Here is a 20020-nt window from a genome sequence, read left to right as displayed (position 1 = left end):
ACGTTTCATTTTTATCAATTTTCTGTACAATACGCTCGTTTTTTCTGATACTTTATGTGTAAAAAATGTCATGTGTATTGAGGCGTTTTCTTTTTCATGATATAATATGAAAATACTATATTATCTGTAAATGCATCAGAACCGGAGGCTTTACATGAACGTTACGATCAATGATATCGCCCGTGCGACAGGCCTGTCCACCGCAACGATCTCCAAATATATAAACCACAAAAAAATACGGGAAGAAAATCGTATCCTTATAGAAAGGGCAATTCAGGAGCTTGGATATACCCCAAACCGGAATGCCCAGCTTCTCCGTGCCAAAAACACACATACCATCGGTATCCTGATCTCAGATCTTGGTAATTATTTCTGGGGCGAGCTTGTCAACTCCATTATCAAGCATTTCACGGATCATGGCTATACAGTTATTGTCTGTTCTTTCTTTTTTGAACATCAGAAGGAGATCGATACGATACAGGATATTATCTCCCAGCACTTTGACGGAGTTATCATGCTCCCATCCTGCTGGCATGATGACCTGTACCAGCTTTTACAGAATGCCGGCATACCTGTTGTAATGCTCGATCAGATTCCTGCTTCCATGAGACATTTTCCTGTAGACTGTGTTATTTCTGATAATTACAGAGGCGGTGCACTGCTGGCAGAGCACCTTTTGGAAAAAGACCACACAAAGGTCTGGATCATGGAACAGTATCTGGACTCCTACACCATCGAGCAGCGGATCCAGGGCTTTGTGGATGTATATCAGAAAAATGGCATTGACCTTCTGAAACAGCAGGATTCTTTTCCCCCTGTTTCTTTTGGTTCCACTGCAGAAACGATCATCCAGAGCAACCTGCATTTCCAGAAGCTTATTGATTCTTCCGATCCCCCTACTGCTGTTTTTTTTGACTGCTATCTCTCCGCAATGGGCGGTTTAAGCGCTGCCAGCCAGGCACGGATTTCCGTTCCTCAGGATATTTCCTTTGTGTGCTTTGATGATGATCCGCTTTTCAAGACCATGAGCGCGACTATGACCTGCGTCTCACAGGATCTGACAAGCATGGGGAAACATGCTGTGGAATTACTTTTAAAAAGGATCCATGGAGACTATACGGATTTTCCCAAAATAGACATGCTGGATGTTGTATTCCACCCGCGGCGCTCCGTAAAAGACCTGTCCGAACACAACAGTACAGCATCCGGAAAGGATTGATTTATGAGTGCAACCATCAAGGACATTGCCAGAGAAACCGGTCTGGCATTGGCCACCATTTCAAAATATATCAACGGCGGAACTGTACGGCCGCAAAACAAAAAGCAGATCGACGAAGCGATCCGGAAACTGAATTACGTTCCACGAAACACGGCCCGGGGACTTCGTTCCTCCAAGACTTACCGTATCGGTCTGGTATCCGGTCCTCCCAATACTCCGCATAATGCTTTTCTTCTGAGCAAAATAGAAAACACCATGCGCGCTCACGGTTATTCTCTCACATTTATGAGCGGCGACAAGTATAAGGATCATGTCAATAAATTCGTCCCTCACATGCTCCGCTCTGGGATCGACGGCCTTATCATTACCTCTTTCAGTCTGAACCAGGACATCTGTTCTGCTGTGGAACACGCCAAAATCCCTGTTGTGGAGCTGGAAGAACACAGCCATTTCCACCGTACAGACTGTGTACAGACCAGCTGTACCTCCGGAGCCTACGAGATCGTGGAGCATCTGATAAAAATGGGGCATCAGAAGATCGCCCTTGTCACCGGTTCTCCTGCATCCTATACTGCATGTGAACGAAAAAAAGGCTATCTCCGGGCACTGGAAGACTACGATATTCCGGTTAATCCCGATTATATCATCGCTGAAAATTACACAAACGACTTTGGATATCAGGCAATGCAGAAATTATGGAATCTTCCGGAACGTCCGACTGCCGTATTTTCTGCGAACTATACACTATGCCTCGGTATTTATGAAGCGATCTACAGCCTTGGCATCCGGATCCCGGAAGACCTGTCTGTTGTCTCCTTTGATGATTTTGAACTGTCCATGCTGCTTTCTCCTCAGCTGACCGCTGTCCGTCAGCCGCTGACCGGTCTGGCAGAGCAGGCCTGTGATCTGCTGCTTCGCAGAATGAACGGAGACTACAGTGATTTTCCAAGGACGATACGCCTGAAGCCAGAATGTATCTACCGGGATTCCGTGCGTGATCTCTTTTCTGATGGTAAGTAATGCAAAGCAACTTTTATTACGGCAATTTCGGGAAGCACAACAGGCATTTTCATTCCGATCTGCCCGCATATTCTGAGCATCTGAACCACTGCAATAATTTCACAGCTTTTACAAAGGGCACAGACCGTCACCGACACAGTCGATGATACGGCCTGTGTTCCTTCTGTATATATCCGTTATATCTGTCACAGCAGTCTCAGCAGCATATCTCCGGTTCCCACATTGTATCCGCTGGTTGCATAGATCCCATTCAGGCTTTTGTTTGTCACAATGATCAGCGGAAGCTTATCCGGATCTACGTACATTCTTCTTCCCAGTGTATTGATGATCTCTGAAAAATCATCATATAAGATCTGAACATCTCCAAGCTTGCCCAGTGCTCTTGAAAGGGTAGGTGTCTCCAGCGCTTTTTTGCTTTTTACTACAAAAATGATCCTATTCGCATATCGGGAAAAAGCTTCTTCCTGCTCCATCATCTCATTTAAGATATGTTCCGTCGGTTCTTTCTCCTCTTCCAGAAACGCCAGGATATGCTTCCCATCTGCCGTCAGTTCTGACGCCTTCACGGTGCTTCCATCTTCTTTTCTGAGAGTAAATTCCGGTATGGAGATATTCTCCAGCATATCTTCCAGGTTTGCATTCCGAAATGCCAGCTCCACCCTCTTCATTTCTCCGATCTGAACCTCAAAATAATACTCCGCTGCAAATATATTTCCATTTGGCAATCTGTTTGAGGTAAGGATCCTGTAATTTCCCGCTTCCAGCGGCAGCTTCATCACCTGATCTCTGAAATTTTCGGCTTCCAGCTTCCGTGTGATATATTTTCCGGCTTCCAGTTTTGCGATGCTCCAGTTCTGGAAATATTTCCACTGTGTATCCGCACTTGCCTTCAGAAGGATCGATGCCTTTTTCTCCGTTTCCGCAGATACCGGGATGAATTTTCCGTTTTTCATATACTCCATGGAACGGTCATGAGGGTTCAGGCGTGCCGGAATTCCCAGCGTTCTCGCCATTGCCACAAAAAGGATCTTCTTTGACAGAAGACTTCCTGTTCCCGTTTTCAGACATCCGGACGGCGTGGTGATCACACTGCTGCGTTCTTTCTCCGGGCTGGAAACGATCTTATCCTCAATCCACTTCCAGATCTTCGCCGGTTCCTTTTGCAGCATATTTTTTTCTTCTTCCGACAGTTGCTCAAGAATCGTTTTTCTGTATTTCTGCAAAACTTCATCGTCAACTCTCGGGTTCAGTACATATGGTACAAAAATATCTGCATCCATGTTTTTTTCATACGGTAATGCAGATTTCAGGTGCTCCTCCAGAACCTGGCTGATACAGTCTGTTCTGTCTTTCTCTGTGAGGACTTCAAGGAGTTTTTTTCTCATTGAAGAATCTCCAGTTTCTTTTTCCAGGAATTTCCGACACTCCAGATTGCTCAGGTTTCTTACCTTCTGTTCCCTGTAAGCGTTTGCCTCTGCCAGACGTCTGCTGCCTCTTTCCTTCTGCTCCGATGTTGGCATATCTTTATTTACAGGTGCATCATGAGGTGCGATCATATCGATCTCCGTCCACTCCTCATAAAAAATACCCTTTTCCTTTCCTACGGGCATCAGACAGATCTCACAACAATCCTCTGTTTTTGTATCCATGCTGTTTTCTGCATGCAGCCATTCTCCATCTGCATACATCCTTGCAGAAATATGGATACTTCCAAGCCCTGTTGTCAGGCTGACTTTTCCCAGACTGTCGGTTTTCAGTTCTGCGATCGGGGCATATTCCGAATAATTCAGCACCTCAAAAGAAACTTCTGCACCTTCTGCCGGTTTTCCATGTGAATCCTTTACGGACACAGTGATCTCTTTTGTCAGTGCATATCGTTTCAGCTCGTTGAGCATAGTCACCATACCATCTTTGCCGATCACTTCTCCCTCCGGGATCATGGTATCAAAAACTCTTGAATGGACCATCATGGCCCTTGAGGAAGCGTTGGTAAACCATCCCTTATTCAGGATCTCCTCCGGCTCACAGGCTCCCAGAAAATACCAGCTTCCATCGCACCAGATTTCCACCCACGCATGATTGTCATCACAATGAGACCACTTTGGTGCATATACCTGACGGGCAGGTACACCAACACTTCTCAGTGCATTAACGGTAAATACAGATTCCTCTCCGCATCTTCCGTTTCCTCTGCGGTATACGGCAAGTGCAGACAGGGTACGATCATCTGTACAATGATAGGTAGCCTCCTGTGCACACCAGTAGTTCACCTCCAGGGCAGCTTCCCGGAAGCTCATTCCCTCAGTTCTCTCTCCGATCTCCCTGCGGAAAAATGTACGGCAGGGTGCGATCTCCTCCTCATTTACTCTATGAAACAGCACATAATTCAAAAAGATTTCCTCCGGCAGCTCTGCCACCCCGGAGTTTTCCTTCCATAAATATACGCCATTCTCCGCATAATCCAGGAATACTTCAAACGCGTAATTTCCGATATCACTGTACGGCATGAACGCATATAAATATTTGCACGCCAGAGCCACTTCGTCTGTGCATTCCGCAAGCTTTTTATCAATCTCCGCAAAAACCTGCGGTAACCCCATCATCTGCTCCCGATATTTTTTTTCGATCCGATCACGGTTTTCTTTCAGAAAAATCTTCCCCTCAGCCATTATAATTCCTCCAGAACTTTCTTTGCAGCACGAACATTTTCAATATCTGTACGCCATATCTCATATTCACTGAATGTCGGAAGTCCCATATTGACACCTTCCTTGCGAAATTGCATCGCACTGTCCGTTACAACCTTGCCGCTCATATGATAAGCCTTGATCCCGGTAAGAGGATAAAGCTGGCGGATCACTTCCGCACCGACGCCACTCCCCGCCTGGATGGTGATACGTCCCTGACTCCTGGTTTCCAGTTCCTTCAAAAGCTCCGCACCCTGAAGGCAGGTATTCTTCTGTCCGGAGGTAAGGATTGTATCGATTCCCAGAGAGATTGCCTGTTCCATAGCCTCGATCGGATCTGCGCACACATCAAAAGCCCTGTGCAGCGTAACAGACATATCTCCCGCCGCATCCATCAGCTCTTTCATCTGTTCCATATTCAAGGTGCCATCCGGTTTCAGGATACCTACCACGACACCCTCCGCTCCCATTTTGCGGAAATCCTTTACGGCATTCCTTATCATGGAAAATTCCGCATCTGTATAACAGAAATCTCCAAACCGCGGACGGATCAGCGCATGGATCCGGATATCTGAACGCTTCCTTATTTCCTCAAAAAGCCATGGGCCGGGAGTTGTCCCCCCGATGATCAGATTGCTGCAAAGCTCCAATCTGTCCGCACCACCCTCGGCTGCTGCCATGGCGGATTCCACAGAATCCACACAGGTTTCCAGAATATAGTCTTTCATGTAAAAATCCCCCTTTGTTACTGTCTGCTCAGAGTAATTTCACTCCGGTATTCCTCAGTATGTTCACAATGGTATCATCCGGAAATTCATCGGTAATGATCCCGCTGATATCATCAAAATGTGTATATTTATAAGATTCGTTAAAATAAAACTTCTCTCTCTCCATAACCACATATTTATGTCTGCTGCTCTGCACTGCCGCCTTCTTGGTCAATCCATCCTCCACTCCGGATGTAGTAACTGCAAAATCTGTCATATCCACGCCACAGCTTCCCAAAAATGCCCGGTCAAAGCTGTACTGCTTGATCACCTCAATGGCCGCAGCTCCCATAAATCCATTCACTGAACGGTACATAGTTCCCCCTGTGCCTATGGCCGTGATGGACGGATTCGCAGCAAGGATCTGCAGGATATCGATCATATTGCTGACAACCACAACATGCATACCCGACGAAGCGATAAGCCTTGCCAGCTCTATATTTGTAGTGGAAACATCCAGAAAGATCGTTTCGTTATTTTTGATCAGCTTGAAGGCTTTCGCAGCAATCACTTTCTTCTTATCAAGATTGTACATACGCCTGTCTACTACGTTTCTCTCCAGAGGATACTCCTGTGACAGGATCGCTCCTCCGTAAGTCCTCTTTAATCTGCCTGCATTTTCAAGGATCTTGAGATCCTTGCGGATACAGTCCTCCGTAACCTGAAACATCTCGCTTAATTCTTTGACTCTGACTTTTCCTTTTTCGCGGAGACATTTCTCTATTGCATTCTGTCGTTCTTCTGTAAACATGGTCCTATCTCCTCATTCCTGATTTTTCTGTGATAAAAGTTCCAGAAATCAACGCTCCGCAAAACAATATCCGGCGCATTGATCCCTGGAAAGCCTGTGATTTCAGTATAACAGTTCGATATCTTACTATCAATTATTTTGTATTGTTTTTTATTGTTTTATCGTATTTCGATCAAATCAAGTAATTCCACTGGTTCAATTGCGAACCTCCGCTTGCCCCCTGTTCCGGGAATCCCTTACAAAGCTGCAAATATCCCCCTGACTCAAAGCCACATGTTCCCTTGCGGAATTATAAAGGTCAATAACCATTGAAAATATTGAATAACTTATGAGGACTTGTCTGTACTCTTCCCGAAACAGACAAGTCCCCACAGTTCCATATCAGCCCTTCCTCCCAGCCATCCAGCGCAGCGCTGATGGCTCATCCAACTCCCGGGAATACACTCAATCCTCCAGCCCTCATCAATCCCCACTTCCGCCAGTCGCCCCACACACCCACCACTACCTCCCGCCCGGAACCGAACAGCCGGGGAGACGGGTGCCGGTTTGCTACGACTCTGCAGGAGGGGAGCTGATTCTTGGCTGGCGGAAATCTGCGTTGTTTTTAAAAAGTCCGCTGTCTGAGCGGCAGCAAGCCGCGAGTTCGGACTTTTTAAAAACGGTTTTAGCAGAATTCCGGCAGCCTAGAAGCCAGCCCCCGACGAAGCCCGGAGCAAACCGGCACCCGTCTCCCCGGCGTCCGGCATCCGCCATCCGCCATCCACCATCCACCACAAAAAAGAGCGCCCCGCAGCCCATCCAGCCCGCAAAGAACGCTCTCCTAATTTCCATCAGCTTACAATCATACACAATCACCTACGATCAGCATACAATAATCCCATACGATCGCATCAAATATAACTCATAAACCCCTTCCCAACAACCTCACTACTCTTAGTAACCATCAAAAACGCCTGCGGATCCACCTCATCAATAAACCTCTGCAGAAGCACCGCCTGTCTCACATCAACAACCGTCAGAATAATCTTCTTATCCTTATGCGAATAACCCCCCTCCCCATGATAAACCGTAGCACTCCGATCCAGCCCATTCATAATAAACTCACAGATCTCATCCGGCTTACTGGAAATGATCGTAAAATACTTATTCAGCTTCATCCTCTCAATAGACTTATCGATCAGCAACGTCTTAGCCATAAGCCCCAGTACAGAACAAAGCCCCGTAGTAAGATCAAACACCATAAACGAAACAACAACGATCACACAATCCACCGCAAACAATGCACCTGAAATATTCATCGTAGAATACTTCTTAATGATCATCGCCACAATATCCGTGCCACCACCCGAAGCATTCTCAAAAAACAGCAGCGCCGCAGCCAGCGCCGGCAAAATGATCGCAAAGCAAAGCTCCAGCATAATATTCCCCGTCAGCGCCCTGTCCATAGGAAAAACCTTCTCAAACACATTCAGAAGCAAAGAAGAAACAACCGTAACATAAGCCGTCTTCACTCCAAAATCCCGGCCAAGAACAATAAACCCGATCACCAGCAAAATCAGATTGATCACCAGGTTGATCTGCGCAGACGTCATCGGAATAAAATGCGAAAACACAACCGCCATACCCGAAACACCACCAAAGGAAAAATTATTCGGAAACTTAAATACATAAATCCCCACATCCATCAGAACAACAGCAAATGTGATAATGATATACTCCATCACACGCTTTGGTATCAGATTTTTCATTAAAAAATATCCTCCTGATCTCCTCAAATAATTTTCACCGGTAACTACCGGTCAAAACCAGCAATCCCCGCATCCTCTTCGTTTATCATACCTTATATCACCAAAAATGCAAATAAAAAAGACAGAGAAAAATACATTTCCCTGTCCCTTATATCAACGATCACGATCAACCACAGCTTACAGCCCGAAAAACCTCTCCAGAAATTCCGCCACACCATCATGATCGTTATCTCCGGTCACCTCATTCGCTGCATCCTTTACATACTGTTTGGAATTGCCCATAGCAACACCGATACCTGCACCCTCCAGCATTTCCAGATCATTCTCATTATCTCCGAAAGCGATCACATGCATCCGGTCAATACCAAGCTTTGTGCGAAGCATGGCAAGACCCACACCCTTGTCCACGCCTGCTGCATTAAACTCCGCATTGCCGCTGATGGAAGTAGTCACTGCCACATCATCCAGATCCTTCCATTTCTCACGAAGTGCCCTGCTGGTCTCCATATCATCAAAATAAATATTGATCTTCTCTGCCTGATCCAGAATATCTTTCTGATGATAAAAATCCTTAACATATACATGTCTGCTGAGAAAATAATCTACAAAAGTTTTTTCCAGCAGATCTTTATCCGCTACAGATGCCACATAATCTCTGGCATTCGCATCAGAATAGGCGATTCCGTTTGCATAAGCCTCTGCGATCCAGCCTTTTGCGCCGCTGTTTTCCACATCCTTCAGGATCTTACTTACCATTCCTTTTGGCATGGTTTTTCGCCAGATCATCTCATTTTTATCGTAATCCCAGACAACACAGCCGTTTTCCACGATTCCCCATTTCACACCCCGAAGCACAGAAAACTCCCGGGGGATCAGCTCTCTGGTCCTTCCGGTTGCCGGTACCACATAATGTCCGTCATCGATCAGACGCTGCAGAACATTTCTGTTCCTTTCAGAAATCTTATTCTCACTGTTCAGAAGAGTTCCGTCCATATCCACTGCAATGATATATTTTTCCATAAATTCCTCCTGTTTGTCTTCTCCTCACAGGCAAAAAGCGCATCTGCACTGCACCCGGATATCCTTTGGCAGTACAGATACGCACAAATACTCATACCTGCTCTCTGTAAAGCAGAGACTTTTCTTCCACTTTACTACATATACAACAGCTCAGGAATTACCGGATCCTCATCATAAACGCCTCGTACGGTCTTAAGTCCGCTTTGATTCCTGTTCTGTCCTTATAGTTTGCAATCTTAATATCCTCTTTATCGGACACATATTTCGCAAGACCTTCTGTACTTACCGTATCCTCAGAAAGGTTTGCCACCACGATCCACTGCTCTTTGTCGGAAGTTCTTAAATATGCAAAGATCTTCTCGTCTTCTGGAAGAAGGAGCTGATAGTCACCTTCTGTGAGAAGCTCTTCCTCATGACGAAGACAGATCAGATCCTTATAATAATAAAACACGGAATCATTTTTTTCCAGAGCTTTTTTTACATTGATCTCCTGGTAACGATCAGAAAGGCGGAACCATGGCTTACCGGTCGTAAATCCTGCATTTTCGCTGTCATCCCACTGCATCGGAACCCTGGCATTGTCACGACTCTTGTTCCATACTGCCTTGCGGAAATCATCCTCAGAGATAGTTTTGTTCTTAACGACAAGATCCTGATATGCATTACGAACCTCGATATCCTCGTACTCCTCCAGCGGGAACTGCACGTTTGTCATACCGATCTCCTCTCCCTGATATACATAAGGAGTTCCCTGCATACCATGGAGAACGGTAGCATAAGCCTTTGCACATTCCTCGCGGTAAGTAGTGTCATTTCCCCATCTGGAGATCACACGTGGCTGGTCATGATTTTCAAAATACAGAGCATTCCAGCCCTTGTTATAAAGCTTGTTCTGCCACTCACTCATAACACGTTTCAGATCACGGAGATCAAAAGGCTTTAATTCCCACTTTCGGTTTACAGAGCCCGGAATACGGTCGATGTTCATATGCTCAAATGTGAAGATCATATTCAGCTCCTCACGCTCCGGATCTGTAAACAGTCTTGCAACCTCCGGTGTGGAGCCCGGCGCCTCACCTACCGTCATACAGTCATATTTTGAAAGCACCTCCCGGTTCATCTCATGGATAAACTCATGAAGTCTTGGCCCGTTGCTGTGATATTTTCCTGTATAATACTTGCGGCCATCCGTTTTCGGGTAATCCGGGAAGGACTGATCCTTGGAAATAGATGCGATCACATCCATGCGCCATCCGTCAGCACCTTTGTCCATCCAGAATTTCATCAGATCATAGATTTCCTTACGGACGGTTTCATTTTCCCAATTGAGATCCGGCTGTTTTCTGCTGTAAAAATGAAGGTAATACTGGCCGCGCTCTTCATCATATTCCCAGGCACTTCCACAGAAGCTGGAGCCCCAGTTGTTTGGCTCACTGCCGTCTGCTTTCGGATCCTTCCAGATATAATAATCACTGTATTTGCTGTCTTTTGATTTCCGGCTTTCCACAAACCATGCATGCTCATCGGAAGTATGGTTGACAACAAGATCCAGAATGATCTTGATACCATGCTCATGAGCTTTTCCGATCAGCTCATCCATGTCCTCGTTACTTCCGAAGCCCGCGTAGATCTTCCGGTAATCACTGATATCGTAACCGTTGTCGTCCTGTGGGGAGTCAAAAACAGGGCTGAGCCAGATCACATCGATCCCAAGGTTCTGAAGGTAGGGGAGCTTTTCAATAATACCCTTGAGATCGCCGAAGCCGTCTCCGTTGGAGTCCTTAAAGCTTCTTGGATAAATCTGATATACAACGGAATTCTTCCACCAATCTTTCATTTCTTATGTCTCCTTTATTTTGCATTGAGCAGATATTTATAATCCGTATTTGCCGCTTATTTATATCCCGTCAGATACTCTTCAACTGCCCTTTTGCAGTCAGTTATTTCAATATAACTTTTTTTCAGGTTTTTTATAGGCGGACCACCTGAGGTCCGCCTTTTCATAGTTCTGATCTTTATCCTTAAGGTTTATGCAATTCCAAGAAGAGAGAGAAGGATGCTCAGGATGATAACACCGATGATCAGAACTGTGATGCTGATATTTTTCTTTTTCAGCAGATAGTAGCACAGAAGAGTCAGTCCAAGAGGAACAATACCGATAAAAATCTGGTCCAGCATGTTCTGGAGATTCAGAACAGATTCACCCTTCATGGTGAGCTCATAAGTGGAATTAAAGGTTACCATGCTGGCAGTCATGCCGCCGACCATGATCAGACCTACAATGCTGGCAGCTTTTGTCAGGATGTTCATAAGACCGCTTGCATAAACCTTCTGAATATATTCAGAACCAAGCTTGTAGCCCAGGAATGTTCCATAATATTTCACAAGAATAGACGGAATGTTGAAAAGAAGCAGGAACACGATCGGTGCCAGAACATTTCCGGATGCACCAAGACCTACTGCGATCCCGGCTGCGATCACACGAAGAACGCCCCAGAAAATGGAATCACCGATACCGGACAGAGGTCCCATCAGAGAGGATTTAACTGCATTGATAGAGCTCGCGTCAAAATCCTTCTGCTCGCTGTTTTTCTTCTCCATGGAAGCTACAAGACCCATGATGAAAGTGGAACAGGTGATGGTTGTATTGAAGTAGGACATACTTCTTGTGAGGGCAGCTTTTTTGCCTTTCTCATCGTTTTTGTAAAATTTGTTGATAAATGGCATCAGGGAATAGCAGAAACCGGAAGCTCCCTGTTTTGCCGGGCTTACTGCCGCATACAGAGTGAAGGAACGCCAGAACGCTTTTCTCAGCATTTTTCTTTCATCTGCAGGAATGGATTTCGTTAAATTACTCATGAGAAAAATTCCTCCTCTTCTTCATCAAGATATTCGTCAGAACCACCGGCCGGTGAAGCTGCCACTCTCTGCGCCGCAAGCTGGTTCAGCTTGTAATCATTCATACCAATGGAAATGGCAATGATCACACCGATCACGGCAAGAGCGATCAGCGGAAGTTTTAAGTATGCTACAAGGACAAAGCCCAGGAAATAAAACATACAGATCTTGTTATCCCAGAGCATCTTCATCAACATTGCCATACCTACTGCCGGAAGAAGTCCGCCGCAAACTGTCAGACCATTCATAACAACATCCGGGATGGCATCCAGAAGTGCACTGACTGCATCAGATCCGAACAGGATCCCGAAAAATGCGAACAAGGAATATAAAAACCAGTTTACAGCCCAGAGTCCGTAATGAAGGGCGATAATCTGTTTCTCCTTGCCCTCTGCTGCCAGGCGGTCGAAGGTTTTTGCAAACATACCTACGATAAAGATATAGAGAACGGTCTTGATCTGAAGGCCAAGGATACCGATAGGAAGTGCAAGTGTCAGGGCAACCTCAGAGCCTTTGCCAAGCATGATGGCAAAAGCAGTTCCTACAGCTGTGGCGATTCCGGGCTCTGCCGCAGAAGCACCGCCGATATTTACAACTCCCATGAAAACCGCTTCCAAGGAAGCTCCGATGATAACTCCTGTATGAAGATCTCCAAGCAACAGACCTACCAGCGGTCCGATGACGATCGGACGGTTCAGCATGGTAAATCCGATCAGCTCTGCACCGCCGACACAGATAAATACGGCAAGTGCTACAAGAAATGCGTTTAACATTTTTTCTTTCCTCCCTTTTTTGTGTTACGTTTTATTCATTCCGTGGACATTCATATTCCACGGTTTACATTCAGCACTGTTGCGCTCATTCTATTTGACAGGTATCAGTTTAATTTGTCCAGCACATCCTTCACAAGCTTCTGCTCATCATTGGGTACCTGCTGCATACAGGCCTTCGGATCAAGAGCCACCAGCTCTTTCAGTGCCTGCTGTTCTGCTTTTGTCAGCATGATAGTCGGGGTCAGGACAAGCTTCTCGGAAACATCGACCCCATCAAAACGTCCCGTATTTCCTACATTGAGAAATCCGATCTCACCAACACTTTGTCTTATCTTCAGAGCATCCTTTACCGTTCTTGTCAGAACCAGAATACGCATCCTGGATGCCTTCGGATTGTTTAAGATACGAATGGCTTCATCCACCGGTTTGATCAGCGATTTGATTCCGCCCGGTACGGCCATTTTCAATGCCATCTTCTGGGTATTGTCGTTGGCTGCCTCATCGTTGGCTACCACGATTCCCTGTACTGCCAGCTGTTTGGTCCAGGTCATGGCAACCTGTCCGTGGATCAGACGGTCATCTACACGAAGTGCGGTGATCTTTGCTGTGGAATTGTCATAGGACTGGGGAGCCAGAGCTTTTTTCGGTGCGGATTTTTTTGCATACGATGCAGCACCTTCTGAAATCTGCGCAGTATTTTCGATACCCTGTGCAGTATCTTCTTCAGCATTTTTTTCAGATGTGGATTTCTTTCCACCGCCAAGGTCTACCATCTGAAGCTCTTCTCTGGCATCATCGATGAACTCCTGGATCTCCTCCTCTGTCACATCGTCATCTGCCATCATGACCTGCATCAGGACCGGAAGGTTGGTTCCTGTAATCAGTGTGACATTTTCTTTCTGGCTGTATCTCAGAAGCTTCTGATTTACGCTTCCTCCCATCAGATCTGTGAAAACGAAAATCCTGTCGTTTTCATGCTGTGCGAAATATTCTTCAAACTTTTTCTCCACATTGTCTTCCGGTGTCACATAAGCATCAATGGTTGTGATCTCAGCCATTTTTCCAACAATCAGCTCTGCTGTATAACGAATGCCGGAGGCCATTTTTCCATGTGTGGCGATCAGAATCTGTTTCATCTGGTATTCACTCCTTCTGTACTCTTTCCCTTTGGTTATGTACCTAACCTTTATGTTCACACTATAGCATCAAAGTTAGGCTGTGTAAATAGGTTATGTACATAACCCATCATTGCAACAAGTTCAAAATCATGGTTTTGTGCAGGTTTCACATAGAACAGCAAATGTTTATTATCCACATCTTCAGCACGAACCTACACAGGATAACTCTTTTACGATTTCAGGTAAATTTACAAAAAGCCGAAAATACTCTGACTGTCAGACACTGACAGTTCCCGTATATTTCGGCTTTTGATATCTTTATATCTCAGATTTTCTGTACTCTTTCTCTGTACTCTTACTATATTGAAAGTCCCGATTTTCTATTTTTCACAGTTCTGCAGTGACTTCTCGTATCTACCCCCCTGATCAGATCAGGTACATTCTCTGCAGACTTACTTTTCCTCATGCTGCGGCTGTACAGATCTCCTGGGGATCAGCGTGACCGGAAGCATGATCTCATTTTCACGCTCTTTTTCCACTCCATTGATCCGTTCCATCAGAATTTCCACTGCAAGAGACGCCTTCTGCTCCACATTCTGACTGATAGTAGTCAGACGAGGCACGGAAAATTCCGCATAGCTGATGTTATCGTATCCTGCAATTCCGATTTCCTCCGGAATCTTTACTCCACGACTGCTGAAAAAGCTGATAGCCTCCAATGCATAGAGGTCCGACAGGAAAAACAGTGCGGCCTTTGGTTTTTTCCGCTGGAGCAGCCACGCATAGCTTTCTTTTCGTTTGGCGTAGTTCATTCCAAGAGCAGTAAACTGCACCTTCTGCTTTTTCTTTGCAAGATCCTTCGCCGCCCGCTGAGCGCCCATGTAACGAAGATGATCCACACCATTATCACGGCCTGCACAAACCTGGATATGCTCATAGCCGCATTCCAGAAGATATTTTGTCATAAGATAGCCGCCACTTTCGTCGTCCAGTCCGATATTCAGGACATGGTTTTCCTGGCCTGCATCAAGCTCACCATATGCATCAATAGAAACGATCGGTTTGTTGATCAGCTGATAGATTTTTTCGCAGTTGCTTTTGCTGAAGGAAATGGCAATAACACCATCTACATCCCAACCCATGACCATCTGGAATATCTTATCTGTATCCTTTGCGGAATACAGCATCAGATAATATCCCAGTTCCTGCACGTATTTCTCGATAAAACCGATGATCTTTCCATAAAAAGGATCTCCGATGATAGAATCCTTGAAGTCTTTATGATAATTGATCACAACTGCGATCAGCTGGGATTTTTCTTTATTCAGAACTCTCAGTCCCATTTTCTGGACATACCCCATCTCCCGGATAAGATTCTCGATCTTCTGAATATTGGCAGGAGATACTTTTTTTGTTTTTCCATGTATGACGTTGGAAACAGTTGTTGTACTCACGCCTGCTCTTTGCGCGATTTCCTTAATCGTTGCCATTATCTTTCCTCCAGAGATATTTCTGTGCGGAAGCCACTGCATTGGCTCCGTCTGAAACAGCAGTTACTATCTGGCGAAGTGCCTTGGTACGAATATCCCCCGCTGCAAAAACCCCAGGTGCGCTGGTAACACCCTCCTCTCCTGCACAGATATATCCATTTTCATCCAGCTTGAGCTGGTCCTTTACAAGTGTCGTATTAGGAACGATCCCCACAGCAATGAAAACACCTTCTGCGGTCAATTCCCTCTCTTCATTTGTTTTTATATTACGGATCTTAAGACCGGTCACTTCATCCTGTCCCAGAATCTCAAGGGGAACACTGTCCCACACCATTTCTATATTCTCACAGGCAAAGACTTTCTCCTGAAGTGCCTGATCTGCTCGAAGCGCATCACGGCGATGAACAAGATATACCCTTTCACAGAGGCCGGAAAGAAAAACTGCATCCTCTGCTGCCACGTTTCCTCCCCCACTACCACTGCGGTCCGATCCTTATAAAAAGCTCCGTCACAGGTAGCGCAGTAGGAAACACCAAGGCCGCTCAGATCATCCTCTCCCGGGATATCCAGCTTCCGGTGCTCTGCCCCAAATGCAAGGATCAGGGCTTTCGCCTGATATTCATGCTTTTTTGTACGAATCGTCTTGATCTCTCCGGAAATATTTTCCAGGGAAAGAATCTTCTCTCGCTGCGGTTCCAATCCCAGCTTCCGGGCATGTGCCCCAAAGGCTTCTCCGAGATCCATGCCCGATATCCCCGGCATTCCCGGATAATTATCCACCGCATAGGTAGCTGTGACCTGACCGCCCGGTGCAAAGTTTTTATCGATCCATATGGTATTTAACCTGGCCCTGGACGCATAGATCGCTGCCGTGATCCCTGCCGGACCTCCGCCTAAAATTGCAAGATCATAAATATCACTCATGTTATTTCTCCATTTTTGTATATTTCCGCTCACATAATATCATAGATTCCGTAATTTTCCAATATGATAGAACAAAGCGCCACTCTGAAAGGACGTTACTGTTTGCTTCGAGACCATCAGCACTCTCCACATGGTATATGTCTGTAAACAGTAATGAAAGACTGTCTTATGTCTCTTAAAATCAGGAAAAATAAATCTCCTATTATCATCACTCTGCTTCTTATCCTGGCACTTCTCACCGGCCTCACTGCTGGTTATTTTTCCACTCACGGGATCACAGAAAACGGAAAATTCGAAGCCTTTTCCGGAAAAGTTTTTCAAAATGAAGTTTCCGGCAGCACCCTTACCCTCCATTATACCCTGGCACATCCGGAAAAACAGGGTATCCGGCGAAAAAAAGCTTCTCTTGGCACTGTCCCCACAGATATGAAAAATACATACCAGATCTGCAGCCAGTACGAAAAAAAGCTGAAATCCTTCCGCTACAGCCGCCTTTCCACGGAAAATCAGCTGACGCTGGACTCCATGCTCCTCTATTACCACACGGAAAAATCACTGGGCGACAATTATCTGCTTCAGGAGCCTCTTGGCCCAAGTCTTGGTATTCAGGCTCAGCTTCCGGTTCTTCTGGCGGAATATGCCTTTTATGAAGATCGTGATATCACCGACTACCTCAATCTTCTCACCACCATCCGCCCATACTTTCAGAGCATCCTGAAATTTGAAAAAAAGAAATCCGAAGCTGGCTTCTTTATGAGCGATACTACCCTGGACCGGGTCCTTGCACAATGCAGTGCTTTTATCCAGAATCCCGACAACAATTATATGCTGGAAATTTTCCAGAAAAAGCTATCCGAATATGGAAAACTTCCTTCCTCAGAGCAGAACGCTCTGGTCCTGACCCACCAAAATCTTATGAAAACAGAAGTCATCCCAGCCTATCAGGAACTTATGACCGGTCTGGAGGCTTTGCGTGGCACAGGAAAAAATGATCGTGGCCTGACTTATTTCAAGGGAGGAAAAGCCTACTATCTCTATCTTCTTCAGAGTCAGACCGGCTCTTACGTTCCTGTAAAGCAAATGGAAAAACGACTCTCCGGACAGCTTTCCGACGAGATCGGCATCGCAGGAACCATACTTCGACAAAACCCGGAACTTCTGACTACTCTCAGCCGGGGAATCACTTTCAGAGAAATAAAGCCTGCCCAGATGCTGAATGCCTTGCAGCAGAAGATCCAAACAGACTTCCCACCTCTCACAGATGTCACCTTTGAGCTCCGCACAGTCCACGATTCCATGAAAGAATATCTAAGCCCCGCCTTTTATCTCACCCCACCTATGGATACCGGAACCCCCAATGTGATCTACATAAATCCGGCTGCCGGCTACCAGGGTCTGGAGCTTTTTACCACACTGGCACATGAAGGATTCCCGGGGCATCTTTACCAGACTGTCACCTTCCAACGCCAAAAATCCTCCAACATCCGAAATCTTCTCTGCACCTCCGGCTTTGCAGAAGGATGGGCCACCTACATCGAACCCTATGCCTACCAGTACGCCGCCGATTATATTCAGGATCCTTCTGCCACAGAGCTTGCCAGGATCTCCTGGCTGAACCGAAGCATCAATTTATGCATGTACTCCCTTCTGGACATTGAGATCCATTACAACGGCTGGACTCAGGCCGAAGCCGCCAGCTTTCTGAAAGCCTTTGGTATCGAAGACAGCGCCGTTGTCTCCGAGATCTACCAGTATATCCTGGAAACCCCGGGAAATTATCTGAAATACTACTGGGGCTACTTAAGCCTTCTGGACTTACGCACTTCCGAACAGAACCGCCTTGGCCAGGACTTTGATCTGAAAGCTTTCCACAGCCAGGTACTGAAGATCGGTGGTGTACAGTTCCCGGTGCTGGAGAAGTATATTGATGCGGAATTTTGAAACTGTTTTTTCACTCCAACCCAGCAAAAAACAGTTCATAAAAATCATCCTCACCCTCAAGCATCGGAGAATTCTCTCCGCCGCCATTGGTACTCCTCTTCATCGCTGCATAAAATTCCTCACCAGCTGCGATCAGATCCATCTCATAAACCGGAACCCCAAGCTCCCGGCACTTCTTACAGAAAGCAGCCAGCGGCTCTTTCTCCCTGCGGGTAGCAAGCAACATCTCCCGAAGCGCCGGGTCCCTGCGGGCCTTTTCCTTCAGATTATCAAGCATCTCCACAACTTCCATCAGACTCAATCCCCCTTCACACAGCTTCTGAACAGCACATCCAGTTCCGGAATCTCTTTTTTCAGAGAAACCAGCTCCCCATTCCTGGTAAAACAATGCTTCGAGGAAGCCTCTGTACAAACCTCACTTCTGGTCACATTAAAAAACTCATAAGCCAGCTCCAGAACCACACCACTGTACTTCTTCACCGAAACCGAAATCCCAACTACATCATCAAAAAGCACCGGCTTCTTATAAGAAACTGAAACCCCTGCAACCGGAGAAACAATCCCCCGCTTCTCCACCTCACCATAACCAAAGCCCAACTCCTTCATGAAATCGATCCGGGCCTCTTCCATCCATTTCACATAATTGGAATGATGGATGATCCCCATCTGATCCGTCTCATGATACTGTGCCTTACGCCTGTAAACACCCATGTTTATATCCTCTCTTCTGTAAAAATCTGACATTTGTCACCAGTAACAAAATATCCTCTTTATTTCTCACAAACCATACTCTTTATACAACTCCCTGCAAGCCTCCGCACTGTCTATTATTCTCCCAGCTCAAGCAAGCGTTCCGATTCCAACTGTAAAACCTTTCCACCCATAACTTCATCTACTCCATCATCGTCCGAAAAACATCATCAAATATAGTATTATTGGTCATTAACACTCCTACTGATATATAAATTATACCACACAAAGAAAACATAAAAACCACATAAAACGTATTTTCATAACCTTCACAGTAACAAAAAACGGAAAACGCTTCAGAACCCGAAGCTCCAAGAATGTCCATACAGACAAAAGATCTTATAAGATATACCAACCATACCATGCACCAGAGAAAAAATCACACAAAACCCATCCAAAAATTCCACCACAATTCGACACACTCCCAGCCGACAGCGAAGCGCCTCGGCCCACCCCCTTCCCATCAAACCACAAGGAAACTCAGCCTTTCCTCCACGCCGTCCAGCGCAGCGCTGACGGCTCATCCAACTCCCGCCCAGCCACCCTAGCCCTACCGCCTTGAACCTCACAGCCCGAGCCGGGGATGCTGTCTGGTCTGCCTCTGCAGGAGGGGAGCTGATTCTTGGCTGGCGGAAATCTGCGTTGTTTTTCAAAAGTCCGCTGTCTGAGCGGCTGCAAGACGCGAGTTCGGACTTTTGGAAAACGCTTTTAGCAGATTCCCGGCAGCCTAGAAGCCAGCCCCCGACGAAGCCGCAGACCAGACAGCATCCCCGACTCGGGCGTACGTTCACCCCCACCACCCTCTTCCCACCAAAATAAAAATCTGCTATAATACAACCACACAACAAAAATCAAAAATAACAAAGCGAACAATCACCAATCAATCGCATTCAAAATCCAAAGAAAGACAAGGT

The 20020-nt window shown here is 46.0% G+C and carries 15 protein-coding genes and 1 pseudogene; 3 read left to right on the top strand and 13 right to left on the bottom strand.

Annotation, left to right across the window (positions count from 1 at the left end; all coding sequences use genetic code 11):
- Positions 1 to 154: 154 nt before the first annotated feature.
- Positions 155 to 1219, top strand: coding sequence for a LacI family DNA-binding transcriptional regulator (locus CCC17_RS07795; RefSeq protein ID WP_278655189.1), 1065 nt, complete (start codon positions 155 to 157; stop codon positions 1217 to 1219).
- Between the two features lie 3 nt (positions 1220 to 1222).
- The gene (locus CCC17_RS07790; RefSeq protein WP_092072607.1) at positions 1223 to 2239 is read left to right on the top strand and encodes a LacI family DNA-binding transcriptional regulator; all 1017 of its coding nucleotides are present in this window, start codon (positions 1223 to 1225) and stop codon (positions 2237 to 2239) included.
- A 185-nt stretch (positions 2240 to 2424) separates the two neighbouring features.
- Here the strand turns inward: CCC17_RS07790 and CCC17_RS07785 are convergent, their stop codons facing one another.
- The 11 genes and pseudogenes from CCC17_RS07785 to trxB form a co-directional block, all read right to left on the bottom strand.
- The gene (locus CCC17_RS07785; protein WP_092072605.1) at positions 2425 to 4908 is read right to left on the bottom strand and encodes a transglutaminase domain-containing protein; all 2484 of its coding nucleotides are present in this window, start codon (positions 4906 to 4908) and stop codon (positions 2425 to 2427) included.
- Positions 4908 to 5654, bottom strand: a complete 747-nt coding sequence (locus tag CCC17_RS07780) for a copper homeostasis protein CutC (RefSeq protein ID WP_015525380.1) — start codon at positions 5652 to 5654, stop codon at positions 4908 to 4910. The genes CCC17_RS07785 and CCC17_RS07780 overlap by 1 nt, the downstream gene beginning before the upstream one ends.
- A gap of 28 nt (positions 5655 to 5682) precedes the next feature.
- Positions 5683 to 6444 (bottom strand): DeoR/GlpR family DNA-binding transcription regulator, encoded by a 762-nt coding sequence (locus CCC17_RS07775; RefSeq protein WP_015525379.1) that lies wholly within the window; start codon positions 6442 to 6444, stop codon positions 5683 to 5685.
- Between the two features lie 890 nt (positions 6445 to 7334).
- On the bottom strand, positions 7335 to 8192 hold the full coding sequence (locus CCC17_RS07770; RefSeq protein ID WP_147603140.1) for a YitT family protein: 858 nt from the start codon (positions 8190 to 8192) through the stop codon (positions 7335 to 7337).
- Positions 8193 to 8369: 177 nt separating this feature from the next.
- Positions 8370 to 9212, bottom strand: a complete 843-nt coding sequence (locus CCC17_RS07765) for a Cof-type HAD-IIB family hydrolase (protein ID WP_195273769.1) — start codon at positions 9210 to 9212, stop codon at positions 8370 to 8372.
- A gap of 157 nt (positions 9213 to 9369) precedes the next feature.
- The gene (locus tag CCC17_RS07760; RefSeq protein ID WP_059086276.1) at positions 9370 to 11049 is read right to left on the bottom strand and encodes a glycoside hydrolase family 13 protein; all 1680 of its coding nucleotides are present in this window, start codon (positions 11047 to 11049) and stop codon (positions 9370 to 9372) included.
- A 191-nt stretch (positions 11050 to 11240) separates the two neighbouring features.
- Positions 11241 to 12071 (bottom strand): PTS system mannose/fructose/sorbose family transporter subunit IID, encoded by an 831-nt coding sequence (locus tag CCC17_RS07755; RefSeq protein ID WP_287082857.1) that lies wholly within the window; start codon positions 12069 to 12071, stop codon positions 11241 to 11243.
- Positions 12068 to 12883: a PTS mannose/fructose/sorbose/N-acetylgalactosamine transporter subunit IIC gene (locus tag CCC17_RS07750; protein ID WP_287082856.1), complete on the bottom strand. Its 816-nt coding sequence runs from the start codon at positions 12881 to 12883 to the stop codon at positions 12068 to 12070. Before CCC17_RS07750 ends, CCC17_RS07755 begins: the two co-directional genes overlap by 4 nt.
- Positions 12884 to 12987: 104 nt before the next feature.
- A complete protein-coding gene (locus tag CCC17_RS07745; RefSeq protein ID WP_287082854.1) occupies positions 12988 to 14019 on the bottom strand; it encodes a PTS mannose/fructose/sorbose transporter subunit IIAB in 1032 nt (343 codons plus the stop codon).
- A 434-nt stretch (positions 14020 to 14453) separates the two neighbouring features.
- On the bottom strand, positions 14454 to 15491 hold the full coding sequence (locus CCC17_RS07740) for a LacI family DNA-binding transcriptional regulator (protein WP_270427410.1): 1038 nt from the start codon (positions 15489 to 15491) through the stop codon (positions 14454 to 14456).
- A pseudogene (gene trxB / locus CCC17_RS07735) lies at positions 15478 to 16415 on the bottom strand (thioredoxin-disulfide reductase). The gene CCC17_RS07740 and the pseudogene trxB overlap by 14 nt, the downstream one beginning before the upstream one ends.
- Positions 16416 to 16583: 168 nt before the next feature.
- Between trxB and CCC17_RS07730 the strand changes: the two are divergent.
- A complete protein-coding gene (locus tag CCC17_RS07730; protein WP_287082852.1) occupies positions 16584 to 18356 on the top strand; it encodes a DUF885 domain-containing protein in 1773 nt (590 codons plus the stop codon).
- Positions 18357 to 18366: 10 nt separating this feature from the next.
- Here CCC17_RS07730 and CCC17_RS07725 read toward each other — a convergent pair whose 3' ends face one another.
- Together CCC17_RS07725 and CCC17_RS07720 are read right to left on the bottom strand one after the other, a co-directional pair.
- The gene (locus tag CCC17_RS07725) at positions 18367 to 18648 is read right to left on the bottom strand and encodes a hypothetical protein (RefSeq protein WP_015525365.1); all 282 of its coding nucleotides are present in this window, start codon (positions 18646 to 18648) and stop codon (positions 18367 to 18369) included.
- A gap of 5 nt (positions 18649 to 18653) precedes the next feature.
- Positions 18654 to 19067, bottom strand: coding sequence for an acyl-CoA thioesterase (locus CCC17_RS07720; RefSeq protein ID WP_227945569.1), 414 nt, complete (start codon positions 19065 to 19067; stop codon positions 18654 to 18656).
- Between the last annotated feature and the right edge of the window lie 953 nt (positions 19068 to 20020).

The organism is Blautia sp. LMAG:36 (genome assembly GCF_008680535.1).
GTDB lineage: Bacteria > Bacillota > Clostridia > Lachnospirales > Lachnospiraceae > Blautia_A > Blautia_A fusiformis.
This window is presented reverse-complemented; position numbering and strand designations above follow the sequence as displayed.

Excerpts from the sequence above, each read along its gene's own strand:
- CCC17_RS07790 (WP_092072607.1), top strand. The coding sequence starts at position 1,223 with ATGAGTGCAACCATCAAGGACATTGCCAGAGAAACCGGTCTGGCATTG.
- CCC17_RS07775 (WP_015525379.1), bottom strand. The coding sequence starts at position 6,444 with ATGTTTACAGAAGAACGACAGAATGCAATAGAGAAATGTCTCCGCGAA.
- CCC17_RS07720 (WP_227945569.1), bottom strand. The coding sequence starts at position 19,067 with ATGGGTGTTTACAGGCGTAAGGCACAGTATCATGAGACGGATCAGATG.
- CCC17_RS07765 (WP_195273769.1), bottom strand. The coding sequence starts at position 9,212 with ATGGAAAAATATATCATTGCAGTGGATATGGACGGAACTCTTCTGAAC.
- CCC17_RS07730 (WP_287082852.1), top strand. The coding sequence starts at position 16,584 with ATGTCTCTTAAAATCAGGAAAAATAAATCTCCTATTATCATCACTCTG.
- CCC17_RS07780 (WP_015525380.1), bottom strand. The coding sequence starts at position 5,654 with ATGAAAGACTATATTCTGGAAACCTGTGTGGATTCTGTGGAATCCGCC.
- CCC17_RS07785 (WP_092072605.1), bottom strand. The coding sequence starts at position 4,908 with ATGGCTGAGGGGAAGATTTTTCTGAAAGAAAACCGTGATCGGATCGAA.
- CCC17_RS07740 (WP_270427410.1), bottom strand. The coding sequence starts at position 15,491 with ATGGCAACGATTAAGGAAATCGCGCAAAGAGCAGGCGTGAGTACAACA.
- CCC17_RS07755 (WP_287082857.1), bottom strand. The coding sequence starts at position 12,071 with ATGAGTAATTTAACGAAATCCATTCCTGCAGATGAAAGAAAAATGCTG.
- CCC17_RS07725 (WP_015525365.1), bottom strand. The coding sequence starts at position 18,648 with ATGGAAGTTGTGGAGATGCTTGATAATCTGAAGGAAAAGGCCCGCAGG.
- CCC17_RS07745 (WP_287082854.1), bottom strand. The coding sequence starts at position 14,019 with ATGAAACAGATTCTGATCGCCACACATGGAAAAATGGCCTCCGGCATT.
- CCC17_RS07770 (WP_147603140.1), bottom strand. The coding sequence starts at position 8,192 with ATGAAAAATCTGATACCAAAGCGTGTGATGGAGTATATCATTATCACA.
- CCC17_RS07750 (WP_287082856.1), bottom strand. The coding sequence starts at position 12,883 with ATGTTAAACGCATTTCTTGTAGCACTTGCCGTATTTATCTGTGTCGGC.
- CCC17_RS07795 (WP_278655189.1), top strand. The coding sequence starts at position 155 with ATGAACGTTACGATCAATGATATCGCCCGTGCGACAGGCCTGTCCACC.
- CCC17_RS07760 (WP_059086276.1), bottom strand. The coding sequence starts at position 11,049 with ATGAAAGATTGGTGGAAGAATTCCGTTGTATATCAGATTTATCCAAGA.